The following is a 14,522-nucleotide window of genomic DNA, read 5'->3' as shown; positions in this document are numbered from 1 at the left end:
CTATAATCGGGGCAGACGGTAATCCAACGGAGTAACGAGTGAGCGACTCTCCCACCATTCTGGTCGTCGATGACCATCGAGACATTCGCGATCTGGTCGGCCGCTATCTGCAGGAGCATGGTCTGCGGGTGCTGCTGGCGGATGGCGGCGATGCCATGAAGCGCCAGCTGCGACAGCAGTCCGTCGATCTGGTTGTGCTGGACATCATGATGCCCGGCGACGATGGCCTCACCCTCTGCCGTTACCTTCGCGAGCACACCGAATTGCCGGTGATACTGCTCACTGCAATGAGCGAGGAAACCGATCGCATCGTCGGCCTGGAAATGGGCGCTGACGATTACCTCACCAAACCCTTCAACCCCCGGGAGTTATTGGCGCGCATAAAAGCGGTTTTGCGCCGGACCACAGCGCTGCCACCGCAACGCAGTCCCATGGCCGGGCAGTGTCTGACGTTCGAAGGCTGGAAGCTGGACGTCGACCGCCATCAACTGGTCGATCCGGAAGGTGTTGAAGTTTCACTGAGTACCGCTGAATACAAACTTTTGCTCGCCTTCCTGGAGCACGCCGGTCGCGTGTTATCCCGGGATCAATTGATGGATCTGACCCTCGGTAGAGAGGCGGATGCCTTCGACCGCAGCATTGATAACCATGTAAGTCGCCTGCGCCGCAAGATCGATCCGGATGCCCGCAGCCCCAGGCTGATCAAGACGATTTGGGGCGGTGGTTATCAGTGGATTGCTGCGGTGGAAGGGGCTGAAAAATGAGGCTGTGGCCAAGGCGAGCTGGCGGGCAACTGGCGCTGTTACTGATTCTGGTGCTGCTGGTGGCCCAGGCTATCACCATCGTTATTCTGGCGGGTGAACGCCAGGGTGCGCTGCGCAGTGCGGGCCTGGAACACGTCCTCCAACGGGTTTCTGATGGCTACACCCTGGCTGATACCACGGATCCGGAACGTCAGGAGCGTATCCTGCGGGCACTCTCCAGCCCGACCCTGCGGCTTTCCATCGATCCTGAGCCCTATCTGACCGAGGACCAGGCCTCCGGCATGACGCGCCGGCTGGCCGGGGAGCTGGGGTTGCCCGTTGAGCAGGTTCGAACGGCTATGGAGGCGGACGAGGATGACTGCCGGCCCGATCGCGATGACCACCGGAAACGTGAGCGGCATGACGATGAGGATGATGAGCACCATGAATATGAAGAACATCGTGATGATGACGACCATCGGGATGAACGGCATGAATGCCCCCCGGTCCTGGGGGTTTCCCTGGCCATGTCCTCTGGCCAGTGGTTCAACGCCCAAGCGAGGCCACCAGCGCCTTCCTGGCTCTGGCTAAAGGCCACGCTCACCAGCGTCGGGATTACCGCCGTGCTGCTTACGCTGACCCTGTTGCTGGCGGTCCGTCGAATTCTGAGGCCAATGAATGAGCTGAGCCGGGCCGCCCACGCGTTTGGACGCGGGGAGAAAGTCCGGATTTCTGAAAAGGGGCCAGAGGATGTTCGTGAGGTAACCCGTGCCTTCAACCAGATGCAGGATCAGGTTGGCCGCGCCCAAGAAGACCGGGCAAGGCTGCTGGCGGCCCTGGCCCATGATCTCAGGACACCCATCACCTCCATGCGGCTGCGGGTGGAAATGCTGCCGGAAGGCGAGGACAGGGATCGCCTTCTGGATGCCCTCCGGGAGATGCAGCATCTGGCCGAGGCCACCCTCGACTTCATCCGGGGCAGCACCACCGAACAGCACCGCCGTTATGATCTGGCCACCCTGCTGGACAGCCTGTGTGGAGACCTACAGGAAATGGGGCTGGCGGTTCACTGCCAGGACAGTCCGAGATGTGTGCTCCAGGGACAGCCCGAAGCCGTCAAACGTGCCCTGCGCAATTTGATTGAGAACGCGGTTAATTACGGCGAGCAGGCGGACGTAACCCTGGCAACAACGGACACCGAAGCGGTTGTGACGATTGTTGATCAGGGTCCGGGTATTCCTGAAGTGGAACGGGAGCGGGTTTTCGAACCGTTTTACCGTTTGGAACAGTCCCGCAGCCGCGAAACGGGTGGCGCAGGCCTGGGACTGGCCATCGCCCGCACGCTGATCCGGGGTATGGGCGGCGACATCCATTTTGACGCCGGCCCAGACGGCAAAGGCCTCAAGGTGTCAGTCACTTTGCCGCTTTAATCGAGCCATCTGCCTGGGCGGGGCGTGGTAAAGCGTTTGATCCTGTCCGGCGGCGTGCAGCCGGGTTTCATTTGTTCATCGGAAAGCAAAAGGTAGTTGTCACGGTGAGCCGTGCCCACGGGAATGGCACCGTCTTTCGTGAAGCAGGGCAGCTCAATTTGATCGGCCACGAGCAGGTAGCTATCCGGTGTTTCCTTCATCCACAACCAGGCATTGCGGTTCTCCTGTTCCCGACCGGTGAAGAAACTGAAATGGGTGAAATCGCGCTTTGAAAACAGCAGGAACTGTTCCCGGAAGTCGATCATACCGAGCTGACCGCCGGCCGGGATATGCTGTTCTGCGGCGGCCAGAACGTTGCGGGGGGTTCGAAGTGGCTCAAGAATTCGATAGCCCCAGGTGCCCAGCAGCAGCCAGGTGATCATCATGGCCAGGAACAGACGCCCGAGGGCACGGGAGCGCCAGAACCCGAACAGGGTGATCAGCCACGCCAGTCCTATGACGAAGATGAACGTCCCCGCCTCGTGCAGTTTGTCCGGGTCGGTGCTGTAGTCGGCCACCTTTTCAACCAGCTTGGGGTGGTCGGTCCAGGCCAGTATGCCAACTGCCATCAACGCAACACCGAGCAAGAACTGTAAACCCGTCAGGATTGGCGGAAACCAGCGTGCTGGCTTTTGGGCACTGAGAAGCGGGGCGAGAATCAGCGCGAGCATGGGCAATGCGGGCAACAGGTAAACACCGCGCTTGCCGGGGCTGAGGCTGAAAAACACGATAACCAGGGCAATCCAGCCCAGAAGCACCGGAATAATCGGGCGGTACCGGGCGGTTTCAGACAGGGGCCGGATCAAGGCCAGCAGCAACAGGGGAAGCGGAAACCAGAGCGAGGGGATTACGCTGGTGAGGTAATAGTACCAGGGCTGGATATGGCCCCAGGAGTCGGCATAACGCTCGCCGGTTTGTTTGAACAGGATATTGTTCCGATAGGCCAGGGCCTCTTCGGTGCCGAGATTGTTAACGTAAAGCACCATGGGAATCAGCCAGGCGGCAACCACGGCCAGCATGGCCAGCGGGCCCAGTGCGCAGCGCCAGGTGAGCGTGCCACGGAACAGTGTGCGATCGCGAAGCTTCATGACCACGATCGGAATGAGCATCAGCGCCGGCAGGAAGCCAACCCCTTTGGTGATGATTCCGAGCCCCATAAACGCCCAGCCGACAAAGTACCAGCCCCAGGCGGGCCCAGTGAAAAAGTGGCGGATCAGGCCATAGCAGGCAACCGCAATCCAGCAGGCGACCATAGCGTCGATCTGGGCTTTCTGGGCCTGGATCACGAACTGGGGCGCAAGCATCAGCAACATTAATGCGATGGCACCGGTTCGCTGGTTCCACAGGCGGGTGCCCAGATCAAAGACCAGTCCCAGTGTCAGCAAGCTACACAGTGCATTGGGCAGCAGGAAGGCAATCTTCAGGTTGCCGGTCAGCCAGTAGAAGAAGGCGATGCTCCACATGAACACCGGTGGCTTGTCCGGGTAGAACTCGCCACCCCGCATGGGGATGAGCCACTGCCCGGAGGCGACCATTTCACGGGCCACTTCCGCAAACCGTGGTTCGTCGGCAGGCCAGGGGGAACGTAGTCCGATGCCGGTAAAAATCACGACTGCGGCAAAGGCCAGCAATAAGAGCAGAAGTTGATTGCGGGACAGGTTGAACAGGGTGTCCGGCAGGTGGCGGACGAAGGGGGATGCAGGCATGGGTCGGTCTCAGAGAGAGTCGGAAACGGAATCGGCCAGCGTCCTGGCCCTCTGGTTGTGATAGAGAAAGGCTCCAATCAGCGAGGCGAGAATGAAAAAGCCAATGCTCACGGCAAGCTGATAGGCATTGGCATTGCCGATACCGGCACCGGCCAGGGCAAACACCAGCATCTGGGGCAGGTAGCCCAGGGTGCTGCCAAACAGAAACGGCGAGAAACGGATCCCGGAGCAGCCGGCGACAAGGTTGGTCACCAGGTTACTGCCCACGGGCAGCAAGCGGACCATGAGAACTTTCAGCAGGGTCTGCTCCCGGAACAGGCGATCAAACTGCTGCATTCGGTGGCTGAACCGCCGGCTCAACGGCGTTCTCAGCAGCCAGCGGGCGGTCAGGAAACAGCCGGTGGCCCCAATGGCGGCGGCCAAAGTCGAAAGCAGCGTTCCATTGAGCCCGCCCAGGGCAAAGCCCAGCACGAAAGCGAGCAACTGGCGTGGAGCGCCCAGACCGGTAAACAATGCCCCGGTGAGAGTAATCACCACCAATCCGCCGACACCATGGCTGTGGAGATAGTTCGCCACTTCATTCTGGTCGGCAATAAAGTCGAGCCAGCCGTTATGGATGGTCAGGTAGCCAACCAGAACCAGCGCGGCGAAGGCCAGCCAGCGGGAACCGTTGATCATCTCAGGACCGCTCCGCTACCGACGCCTGTGGGTCGGCCTGTCCAGCACTGCTGACAACAGGAACCCGGGTGCGGTGCAGTAACCAGAGCACGCCGAGCAGGTCCAGGATACCGGCCCAGGTCCGGTTCCAGGCGTTGTATTTGGATACGCCGGCGGTGCGTGGGCGGTGGTTGACTTCCACGATGGCAATGTCACCGCCAATTCCCCGTACCAGCGCCGGGATGAAACGGTGGCCGTGGTCGAACCAGGGCAGTTTGAGGAAGGTTTCCCGTGGAAACAGCTTCAGGCCGCAGCCGGTATCGGGCACGCCATCATGAAGCAGCGCATCCCGCACGCGGTTCGCAAGGCGGGACTGGAAGCGTTTCCAGGCGGTGTCCTTGCGATTCTTGCGATAGCCGGCAATACAGAAATCCGGGTTCCGCAGGGTGTTGGCTTTCTGGAGCATGGCGGGGATGTCGGCAGGATCGTTCTGGCCATCGCCATCCATGGTAACGATGAGCCTGCTCCTCGCCTGCCGGATACCCGATGCCAAGGCACCGCTCTGGCCGATGCTGCGCTCGTGACGAATGGTCAACAAGCGGCCACCGAGGGCCCGGGCGGTTCTCACGGCTGTGTCCAACGTGCTGTCGGTGCTGCCATCATCCACCAGCACCACCTCGAAGCCATGATAGTCACGCATTACCCCGTAGGCTTCGGTCAGCAGGGTAGCGATGTTGGCTTCTTCATCCTTGGCCGGGATAACCAGCGACAGAGTTCTTTCCTGACCCATTTAGAGACATCCTCGAAAACGGAATATCAACCGGGCCGTCTGGCGGCCCTGTTCACTTGGGCCGGAGTATCCTCTTCAAACCTTAAAACAACCTTAAACCTGCTTGCGACGGGAAGTCGCACGGGCCGGGAGCCAGATGCTGACGCACAGGCCGGAGTTGCCATCCGGCCGGTCGCTGAGGGTTAGCTGGCCACCGTGGAGTTCCGCGATACGCCGGGCGATGGCCAGCCCGAGACCGGCGCCGCCACCGAGCCGCTGGTCCAGTCGGACAAAGCGGCTCAGCGCCCGTTCGCGCTCCTCGGCAGGAATGCCGGGGCCCTGGTCGCACACGGTGATGTGGTATCCCTCGCCGGATGGCGTCAGGTGTGTCTCTATCGTTGTGTGCTCGGGGCTGTACTGGATGGCGTTCGCCAGCAGGGATCGCATGAGGGTGTTGATCAGCGCGCTGTGGCAGGAGACCAGGGCCTGACCGGCATCGTCCTGGAGTACCGGGTCGATGTGCTTTTTCAGGGCCAGGGGGGCCACATCGGCAATGCTCTGCTCAACGATGGCCGACAGGTTGTGGTATTCCGGCGTGAAATCGGCACCGGAGTCGACGCGGTTCAGCAGCAACATCTGTTCAACCAGGTGCACCATGCGGTCCACGGACTGGATCAGGTCACCGTATTGTTCGGGATCCTTCTCGTAGACCTTTTCCAGGTTCAGTCGCAGGGCGGTCAGTGGCGTTCGCAGCTCATGGGCGGCATCGGCAGAGAACCGTCTTTCACGCTCCAGGGCCTGGTTGAGTCGTCTGAGCAGGCCATTCACCGCTTGCACCAGACCGGCGACCTCCTTCGGTGCCTGCCGGTCGTCCAGTGGGTGAATGTTTTCCGGGGCCATGTTGCGGATTGGGCGCTCAAGCTTCAGGAGCGGCCTGAAGCCGAACTGGATGGCTGCGCTGGCGGCGAGTAACAGCAGGGGCAGGGCAATCAACAGGGGCAGAATGTTTCCCAGGGCAAGTTCCTCGCTGAGCTCCTCACGAATATCCTCGCGCTGTGCTGTCCGGATCCAGAAACCGGTGGCCGGGTCCTGAAGCGTGAATACTCGCCAGCGAAAGCCACTGGATTCTGCCCAGGAATAGCCGGGTGTCAGTCCTTCGGTATCGTCGGCTTTGAGGGTATCCAGCAATGGTTCGCGGTCGGGGGTCCAGACCTCGAACGCCAGTTTCTTCTCGTACTTGTGCCCGGTGCCGCCGGGCAGGATTTCATTATTGTCGGCTTCGAAATCCACTCCTGGCGTGTCGGGTCGGGGCAGCTCCAGGGTTTCACTCAGGGTCTTGGGCAGCTGCTCTACAGACTGGGTGTCGGCCAGGTGCTGAACCAGACCCTGGACGATCCTCGTGCTCTGTGCCAGTTCAGCGTCAAACAGTTCCTCCAGCTCGTGGTTGCTTTCGATGTAGCTCCAGGCTGCGGCTACAAGCGCAATCAGCAGAACGGTGGAGGTAACCAGCAGCGTCAGGGTGCGGGTCAGGGACATTCGGTCACCCTGGCGGCAGCCTGGCTGTCGAGCAGGTAGCCCACGCCGCGTATGGTCCGGATGGTCTCCTTGCCAACCCGGCGGCGCAGGTGGTGGATATGCACCTCCAGGGCGTTGCTTTCTGCGCCGTGATCCCAGCCGTAAAGTTGCTCCTCCAGCCGTCGTCGCGTGGCGACCTGGTCTGGGTGTCGCATCAGGTAGTGAAGAATCTGGAATTCACTGCGGGGCAGTGTGGTGGTCTCGTCGCCGTACGTCAGTTGCCCGGAATCAGGGTTGAGAACCAGCTGGCCCACCGTCAGACCATTCTGCGGCACGGACGAGCCCCGACGGGTGACCGCCCGGATTCGGGCCTTGAGTTCCGCCATGGCGAAGGGCTTGGTGAGGTAGTCATCGGCACCGGCATCCAGACCGGTCAGCTTTTCATCCAGGCCGGCCCTTGCAGTCAGGATGATTACCGGCGTTTGCACACCCTGTTTCCGGGCTGTCTTCAGAATGTCCAGGCCATCTACACGGGGCAGGGTCAGATCAAGGATCGCCAGATCAAAGTGTTCGCTGGTGAGCGCGCCCAATGCCTGCTGTCCGTCGTCGAGCCAGTCCACCGTGTTCTGTCCGTCACGCAACATCCCCAGCATGGTATTGGCCAGGTGATGGTCGTCTTCTACAAGCAATATCCGCATGGCAGGTCCTGTTACCGCTTTGGTGATCATTCTGGCACAGAAATCTTAAGGCCAGCTTAAGAAAACTTCTGGCGGCTCTTAAGCCTGGGTTAAGGCTGGCGCTCTAGTCTGGAAGGCGTACCCAAAGGGAGGCCTTTTATGACAGACCCGCTGATGATGTCCACGTGTTGTCCCCCGGATTCCGGGGAGGTGGTTCCGGTCATCCGTTGTGCCGGTCGCTGGTTTAACGAGATCCGTCCTGACACGACCATGGCCGAGACGGTTGCGGGTTTTATTCGCCGCCGCTTCCTGCATGCCTATGGCGCTGAACCTTCTTTGCGCATACCTGCGCTCCTGGCCCTGACCACGGCCCAGGGCAGCCTTCTGGCAGCGGTCGGTGTACGAAACGCCGCGCTGGAAAAGCTGTTTCTGGAAGACTACTTGTCGGTGTCGGTGGAATCGGTGATGCCGGTTGCGGGTGTCGAGCGCCATCGGATTGCCGAGATTGCCCATCTGGCCGGCGTTGAAGCCGGCGTCAGCCGGTTTCTGTTTGCCTCGCTGTCGGTGTGGCTGGATGGGGCCGGCTATGACTGGGTGGTGTGCACCGGCACGGATCAGCTGCGCAACAGTTTTCACCGCCTGGGTATTGCCACCGAGGTTCTGGCGACGGCGGATCCTGCCCGGTTGCCCGATGGGGGCGCCGGCTGGGGGCGTTATTACGACCATCATCCGGTGGTCATGGCCATCCGGGTGGCCGATGGCATGTCAGCCCTCAGGAGTGCGGGTCTGCTCAGGCTGATTCAGCCCGTTGAGTCTGAAGCCGCCGGGAGCGAGGCGATGGCAGGAGGTTCCTATGGCCACATTGCCTGAACTTCTGCAACGCCAGGCCGCTGATCAACCCTCGCGCACCGCGCTTCAGGGGCCCGATTCAGCGTTCAGCTATGCCCAGATGATGCAGGCGGCCGCTGCCCTGGCCGATCAGCTGACACGGTTGGGTGTCCGCCGGGCCGGCTTGTGTGGTGACAATTCCGTGGCCTGGATTCTTGCGGATCTGGCGTGCCTGCTGGCCAATGTGGTGTGTGTACCGGTGCCGGTTTTTTTCTCCAGAACACAGACTCAGCATCTGATTGAACGTGCCGACCTTGATTGCCTGCTGTCTGCGGACAAAATCGATGGCGGCGAACACATCGGCCATGGCGTCTGGTTAAAGCATCTGCCTGTGTCTGCTGCCGGGGCCTGGATGCCGGAGCAGACCGCAAAGATCACCTTCACCTCTGGCAGCACCGGCAACCCCAAGGGCGTTTGCCTGTCGGTAGCCCAGATGACGGCCACCACGCTGGCATTGAAGGAGCGGCTGGACGGGGTCGAGCTTGAGAAGCACCTGTGCATCCTGCCGCTGGCCACACTGCTGGAGAACATTGCCGGTGTTTACCTGCCCCTGCTGATGGGCAGCACGGTGATGGTCGCTCCCTTGCAGGATCTGGGCATGACCGGCAGCAGTGGCCTGGAATTCGGGCGGCTGGTGCAGGGCATTAATAGGCACCAGCCACACTCGCTGATCCTGGTACCAGAACTGGCCATGGCGCTGGTGTCTGCGGCCGAACAGCAGCATCTCAAAAGCGATTCGTTCCGGTTTCTGGCGGTTGGCGGCGGACGGGTTTCGTCTGATCTGCTTGCCCGGGGCCGCAGTGCCGGCCTGCCCCTCTATGAGGGTTACGGGCTTTCCGAGTGCGGTTCCGTGGTGGCATTGAACGTGCCGGGGACCGAGCGCGAAGGGTCGGTGGGCAAACCACTTTCCCACGTTCAGGTACAGGTGGACGAGCGGGGCCACATTCTGGTGGCGGGCAATACCCATCTCGGCTACCTGGGGGATGAACCGGCAGGCGAGGAATGGCTGGATACCGGTGATCTGGGTGCCCGGGATGACGAGGGCTTCCTGTCGGTCAGTGGTCGCGCAAAGAATCTCCTGATTACCAGCTTTGGCCGCAATATCAGCCCCGAGTGGCTGGAAAGTGAACTGATCCAGGCGATCGGCGCGCGCCAGGCGGTGGTGTTCGGTGATGGCGACCCCCACCCTTCCGCCCTCGTGGTTGTCCAGGATGGCCGCTCACCGGATGTGTTGCGTCCCCAGCTGGAATCCCTGAACGACACCTTGCCCGATTACGCCCGTTTGTCCGGTGTTTATATCCGCCGTCAGCCACTGAGTCAGGCCGACGGGTATCTGACCGCAAACGGACGGCCCGTACGCCAGAAGATTCAGGACGACCTGCCGAGCCTGCTGGCCGGCGCATTTCCGGTTTTCATGAATCTTTCCATCTCAACCACTGATTTTTCAAACACGCCAGGAGGATCTTTCATGGCATTTTTCGATCGACTGCAGTCCGAAACTGCGCAAGCCCGCGCCCACGTAACCGGCGCACCCGTTATTGCAGCCATCCGCGAGGGTCGGTTTGATCTGACGGGCTATACCTGGTTCCTGACCCAGGCCTATCACCACGTCAAACACACGGTGCCTCTGATGATGGCCTGCGGCGGCCGTCTGCCCGAGCGTCTGGAATTTGTGCGCAAGGCGCTAGTGGAGTACATCGAGGAAGAGTACGGCCACCACGAGTGGATTCTCAACGATCTTGAGGCCTGCGGAGAAGACAAGGAAGCCATCCGTCATGGCAGTCCGGATACCTCCATCGAGCTGATGGTTGCCTACCTTTATGACCGCATCAACCGCGGCAACCCGGCGGCGTTCTTCGGCATGGTCCAGGTGCTTGAAGGTACGTCGATTGAGTTGGCGACACCGCTTGGTGAGGCCATTCAGAAGCAGCTCGGGCTGCCGGATGAGGCCTTCAGCTATCTGTACTCTCACGGAGCCCTGGACCAGGAGCATTTCGAGTTTTTCCGGAACCTGATGAACGACATCACCGATCCGGAAGACCAGCAGGCCATCATTGAGGCGGCGCGCATGGTCTATCGGCTTTATGGCGACATGCTGCACAGCATTCCCCTGCCCGAAAGCCGGAAGGAGCAACAACATGAGGCTGCATGACCGCGTTTTCCTGCTGCTGGGTGGTACAGGAGGCATCGGCAAGGCGCTGGTCGAACCTCTGGTAAGAGCGGGTGCCCGGGTGATCATTGCTTCCCGGCACCCGGAAAAGCTTGAGCATCGTGAGGGCGTCTCGCTTGCTCACCTGGACCTGTCAGCGCCGGACCTAGACCAGCAGCTGGACCGCCTTGGCGATGCCTATCCGGACATTGATGGCGTTATCCACTGTGCCGGGCAGAACCGGTTTGCCAGCCTGGGCAATATGGCCGTCAGTGACCTGGACGCACAGATCGCCGTCAATCTCCGGTCAGCGATGATTGTAGCCAGGCATTTTGCGCCACGGTTTGAAAGAGCTGGGCAGGGGGCGCTGGTGTTCGTGGGTTCTACCTTTGGCAGCATCGGTTTCCCGGGTTACACCGCCTATTGCGCCAGCAAGTTCGGTCTGCGGGGCTTCACCGAGGCGCTGCGCCGGGAGCTGGCCGATACCCCGGTTCAGGTGATCTATGTAGCGCCGCGCGCCACCGCCACGGATATGAATCCGGAAGCCGTAAATGAGCTTAACCGGGCACTGGGCAATGCCATGGACGCGCCTGAAGCGGTGGCGTCACAGATTCTTGCCGCCATGGAAAACGACGACCGCCGGCGCTTCCTGGGCTGGCCGGAAAAGCTGTTTGTGGTGATCAACGGCATCCTGCCGAGAATTGTCGACAAGGCGATGCTGAAGCAATTGCCGGTCATCCGGCGGTTTCTGAATCCGGGAGTGTTGTCATGAAACGAGTGCTATTGGTGATTCTGTGCCTGGCGGCCCAGCCACTCTGGGCGGCGGCTCTGGAGACCGAACTGGCAGGTATCCAGCATCGCTGGGCGGAGATTCAGTATCAGGTACCGGCGGACGAGAAAGAGAAAGCCTTTGAGGGTTTGGCTGATGAGGCAGAACAGTTCGTCGCCCATTATCCGGGCCGGGCAGAGCCTCTGATCTGGCAGGGTATAGTGTTGAGCACCTACGCCGGCGCCAAAGGTGGCCTGGGGGCCCTGGGGCTGGTGAAGGAGGCCCGTAAATCATTGGAAGCGGCCCTTGAGATTGATCCCGACGCGCTGGATGGCTCGGCGTACACCTCTCTTGGCAGCCTTTATTACCAGGTCCCTGGCTGGCCCCTGGGCTTTGGTGATGATGATAAGGCCCGGCAGTATCTGCAGAAAGCATTGGCCATCAATCCTGATGGCATGGATGCCAATTTCTTCTTTGGCGATTTCCTGCTGGACCAGGGCGAGCCGGAACGCGCCCGGAGTTATCTGCAGAAAGTCCTCGATGCACCCGACAGGGCCGGACGAGACGTCGCCGATGCCGGTCGGCGGGAAGAAGCCAGGAGCCGCCTGGACTCGCTCTGATTCGTCCTCTTCAGAACGGGTTTGCTTCCTGTCAGCGTGGGCTACACTCTTTAATGGAGAGGGGTGAAAATCGTCCGTCAGGAGGACGTGTTGTCCATGGCGTCAAGGTCCGGTAACGGGCAGCAAACTGCTTTGTCTGCCCGTTTTTTTCAGAAGCTGGCCTCAGGGGTTCCTGGAGTCCTCTTCGTATATTGGGTGAGTTCGGAAGGAGATTCCCACCGCTGTCCTTTTATCAGCGAACATGTGCAGTCGCTCTTTGGCATTGATCCCGCAGATCTGAGTGATAACGCGGATGCGATTTTCGCCATGATCCATCCGGAGGATGTTGATGCCGTTATGGCCAGTATCCGTGCCTCGGCAGACAGGTTGAATACCTGGAGCTATCGGGCCCGGCTCAGGCTTGAGCATGGCGGTTACGAGTGGTTCGAGGTTAATGCGGAGCCCGAGCGCCAGCCTGATGGCGGCACGCTCTGGTACGGCCAATTCCACAACATCCAGCACTACAAGAACCTGGAGCAGAGCCTGCGCGAAAGTGAGGCGGAGTTTTCCTTCCAGGCCGGGTTCCAGCGACTGATTGCCCGTCTGTCCACCGAATTCATCAATCTGGGATTTGGCACCATTGATCAGTGTATTGATGAACTTCTGAGATCCATCGGAACGTTTTTCAAGGTAGACAGGGCCTACCTGTACTGCTTTTCCGATGACTATTCCGTGATGACCAATACCCATGAGTGGTGCAGGGACGGTGTGCCCGCTCTGATCGACACACAGCAGGAGGTGTCGATCGACAGTTTTCACTGGTGGCAGGAACAGATCGAGGGGATGGTGAGTGGCAGCCGGGTGGTGTTTATTGAAGATGTCGACCGACTGCCCCGGGAAGCTGCTCCCGAGCGGGCACTGCTTCAGGAGCAGGGGGTGTCGTCGATGTTCTGCGTGCCTATCCGGGTACGCGGACGGGTAACGGGCTTTTTCGGCGTTGACTCCCTTCGCCGAAGAACCTGGCGTCTGGACCAGGCCGACCTGTTGATTATTGTTTCCGGCCTGTTATCGGGTGCCCTGGAGCGCAACCGCCTGGAAGAAGAGCTGCTGAACCAGTCCATTCGGGACCCGCTGACCGGCCTGCACAATCGCCGTTACCTGATGCCGAGGCTGGATGAAATGCTCGGCCGGAGCAACCGCCGGGGTGAGCGCTTCGCCCTGGCGATCTTCGACATCGATCACTTCAAAAAGATTAACGACTCCATCGGACACCTCGGCGGGGATTATATCTTGCAGCGGTTTGCCGACATTCTGATCAGCCAGACACGCTCCATGGATGTGGTTGCCCGCTTCGGCGGGGAAGAATTCATTGTTGTCTTCAGCGCTGTAGAGCACGGCAATGTACGACAGCTCGTCCAGCGAATTCTCGAAGCTGTGCATGAGGAGCGTTTTGTCTTTGATGACGATGAGATACCGGTGACCGTCAGCGCAGGTGTGGCCGGAATAGAGGAGTTCGTTGACCGCCCAGCCTCGCCGGACGCTCTCATTGCCGGGGCGGATCACAGGCTTTATCTGGCCAAGCAGGCAGGGCGGGACTGTCTTGTTGATGTATCAGGAACATTGCGCATATAAAAAAAGATCATTTCACCTCATATTACTAAATAGTATATCCTTAGATTAAAAGTGATATTTGGATTGTCTAGAGGTGACTGTCATGAGCAACCCGATCGTTCAGCATTTTTTTGATGAACCCACCAATACGTTCAGTTACGTGGTGCGTGACCCGGACAGCCAGGCCTGCGCCATTCTCGATTCGGTCCTGGATTTTGATTACGCCGCGGGCAAAACCGATGTGCGTTCTGCCGATGAAATTATCGAGTACATCCGCAGCAACGATCTGAAGGTCGAGTGGATCCTGGAAACCCACGTCCACGCGGATCACCTGTCTGCCGCGCCCTACCTGCATGAGAAGCTGGGTGGCAAGACCGGCATTGGTGCGCACATTCGCGACGTACAGGAAATTTTCGGCAAGGCGTTCAATGCCGGTACCGAATTCCAGCGCGACGGAAGCCAGTTCGACAAGCTGTTCAAAGAGGGCGACACTTTTGCTATTGGCGGTCTGGAAGGACGCGTTCTGCATACGCCGGGGCATACCCCTGCCTGTCTCACTTATGTGATTGGCGATGCGGCTTTCGTCGGGGACACCCTGTTCATGCCGGACTTTGGCACAGCTCGCTGCGATTTCCCCGGTGGCGATGCCCGCACCCTGTACCAGTCCATCCAGAAGGTGCTGTCCCTGCCTGCGGAAACCCGAATTTTCCTGTGCCACGATTACAAGGCGCCCGGCCGCGATGAGTACCAGCACATGACCACCGTTGCGGAGCAGCGCGCCGCAAACATTCACGTCCACGAAGGTGTCTCCGAGGAAGAGTTCGTGAAAATGCGCACCGAGCGGGATGCGACCCTGGATATGCCGCGGCTGATTCTGCCGTCCGTTCAGGTGAACATGCGGGCAGGCCATATGCCGCCGGCCGAGGACAATGGCCAGGTTTACCTGAAAGTACCGGTTAACCTGTTCTGA

Annotated in this window: 13 protein-coding genes; 8 read left to right on the top strand and 5 right to left on the bottom strand. The window is 60.0% G+C overall.

Translation table 11 applies throughout. The features are described 5' to 3' along the window. Positions 1 to 38: 38 nt before the first annotated feature. Both WA411_RS01420 and WA411_RS01415 read left to right on the top strand, forming a co-directional pair. Positions 39 to 764, top strand: a complete 726-nt coding sequence (locus WA411_RS01420; RefSeq protein WP_291905393.1) for a response regulator — start codon at positions 39 to 41, stop codon at positions 762 to 764. Then, positions 761 to 2,173 carry a sensor histidine kinase gene (locus WA411_RS01415; RefSeq protein ID WP_291905395.1) on the top strand — a complete coding sequence of 471 codons (1,413 nt, stop codon included), beginning with the start codon at positions 761 to 763 and terminating at the stop codon, positions 2,171 to 2,173. The genes WA411_RS01420 and WA411_RS01415 overlap by 4 nt, the downstream gene beginning before the upstream one ends. On the opposite strand, the gene WA411_RS01410 is transcribed toward WA411_RS01415, so the two are convergent. From WA411_RS01410 to WA411_RS01390, 5 genes are all read right to left on the bottom strand, one after another. Then, the gene (locus tag WA411_RS01410; RefSeq protein ID WP_291905396.1) at positions 2,170 to 3,918 is read right to left on the bottom strand and encodes an ArnT family glycosyltransferase; all 1,749 of its coding nucleotides are present in this window, start codon (positions 3,916 to 3,918) and stop codon (positions 2,170 to 2,172) included. The two genes, WA411_RS01415 and WA411_RS01410, sit on opposite strands and share 4 nt — an antisense overlap. A 9-nt stretch (positions 3,919 to 3,927) precedes the next feature. Beyond that, the gene (locus tag WA411_RS01405) at positions 3,928 to 4,596 is read right to left on the bottom strand and encodes a TVP38/TMEM64 family protein (RefSeq protein ID WP_291905398.1); all 669 of its coding nucleotides are present in this window, start codon (positions 4,594 to 4,596) and stop codon (positions 3,928 to 3,930) included. A gap of 1 nt (position 4,597) precedes the next feature. Further along, a complete protein-coding gene (locus WA411_RS01400) occupies positions 4,598 to 5,365 on the bottom strand; it encodes a glycosyltransferase family 2 protein (protein ID WP_291905401.1) in 768 nt (255 codons plus the stop codon). Positions 5,366 to 5,458: 93 nt separating this feature from the next. Continuing rightward, positions 5,459 to 6,880: an ATP-binding protein gene (locus WA411_RS01395; protein ID WP_291905402.1), complete on the bottom strand. Its 1,422-nt coding sequence runs from the start codon at positions 6,878 to 6,880 to the stop codon at positions 5,459 to 5,461. After that, a complete protein-coding gene (locus WA411_RS01390; protein WP_209399245.1) occupies positions 6,871 to 7,557 on the bottom strand; it encodes a response regulator in 687 nt (228 codons plus the stop codon). The genes WA411_RS01395 and WA411_RS01390 overlap by 10 nt, the downstream gene beginning before the upstream one ends. Before the next feature lie 138 nt (positions 7,558 to 7,695). Here WA411_RS01390 and WA411_RS01385 point away from each other — a divergent pair, with 138 nt between their 5' ends. From WA411_RS01385 to WA411_RS01360, 6 genes are all read left to right on the top strand, one after another. Continuing rightward, positions 7,696 to 8,406, top strand: a complete 711-nt coding sequence (locus WA411_RS01385) for a thermostable hemolysin (protein ID WP_291905405.1) — start codon at positions 7,696 to 7,698, stop codon at positions 8,404 to 8,406. Continuing rightward, positions 8,390 to 10,576: an AMP-binding protein gene (locus WA411_RS01380; RefSeq protein ID WP_291905407.1), complete on the top strand. Its 2,187-nt coding sequence runs from the start codon at positions 8,390 to 8,392 to the stop codon at positions 10,574 to 10,576. Before WA411_RS01385 ends, WA411_RS01380 begins: the two co-directional genes overlap by 17 nt. Beyond that, positions 10,563 to 11,345 carry an SDR family oxidoreductase gene (locus WA411_RS01375; protein ID WP_136630669.1) on the top strand — a complete coding sequence of 261 codons (783 nt, stop codon included), beginning with the start codon at positions 10,563 to 10,565 and terminating at the stop codon, positions 11,343 to 11,345. Before WA411_RS01380 ends, WA411_RS01375 begins: the two co-directional genes overlap by 14 nt. Next, positions 11,342 to 11,962, top strand: a complete 621-nt coding sequence (locus WA411_RS01370) for a tetratricopeptide repeat protein (RefSeq protein ID WP_136630670.1) — start codon at positions 11,342 to 11,344, stop codon at positions 11,960 to 11,962. Before WA411_RS01375 ends, WA411_RS01370 begins: the two co-directional genes overlap by 4 nt. A 96-nt stretch (positions 11,963 to 12,058) precedes the next feature. After that, positions 12,059 to 13,573, top strand: a complete 1,515-nt coding sequence (locus WA411_RS01365; RefSeq protein ID WP_291905411.1) for a diguanylate cyclase — start codon at positions 12,059 to 12,061, stop codon at positions 13,571 to 13,573. 82 nt (positions 13,574 to 13,655) lie between these two features. Continuing rightward, entirely contained in the window at positions 13,656 to 14,522 is an 867-nt protein-coding gene (locus WA411_RS01360; RefSeq protein WP_069182633.1) for an MBL fold metallo-hydrolase, read from the top strand.

The organism is Marinobacter sp. CH_CUG1437-1 (genome assembly GCF_037029655.1).
In the GTDB taxonomy this organism is placed as follows: domain Bacteria; phylum Pseudomonadota; class Gammaproteobacteria; order Pseudomonadales; family Oleiphilaceae; genus Marinobacter; species Marinobacter salsuginis.
This window is presented reverse-complemented; position numbering and strand designations above follow the sequence as displayed.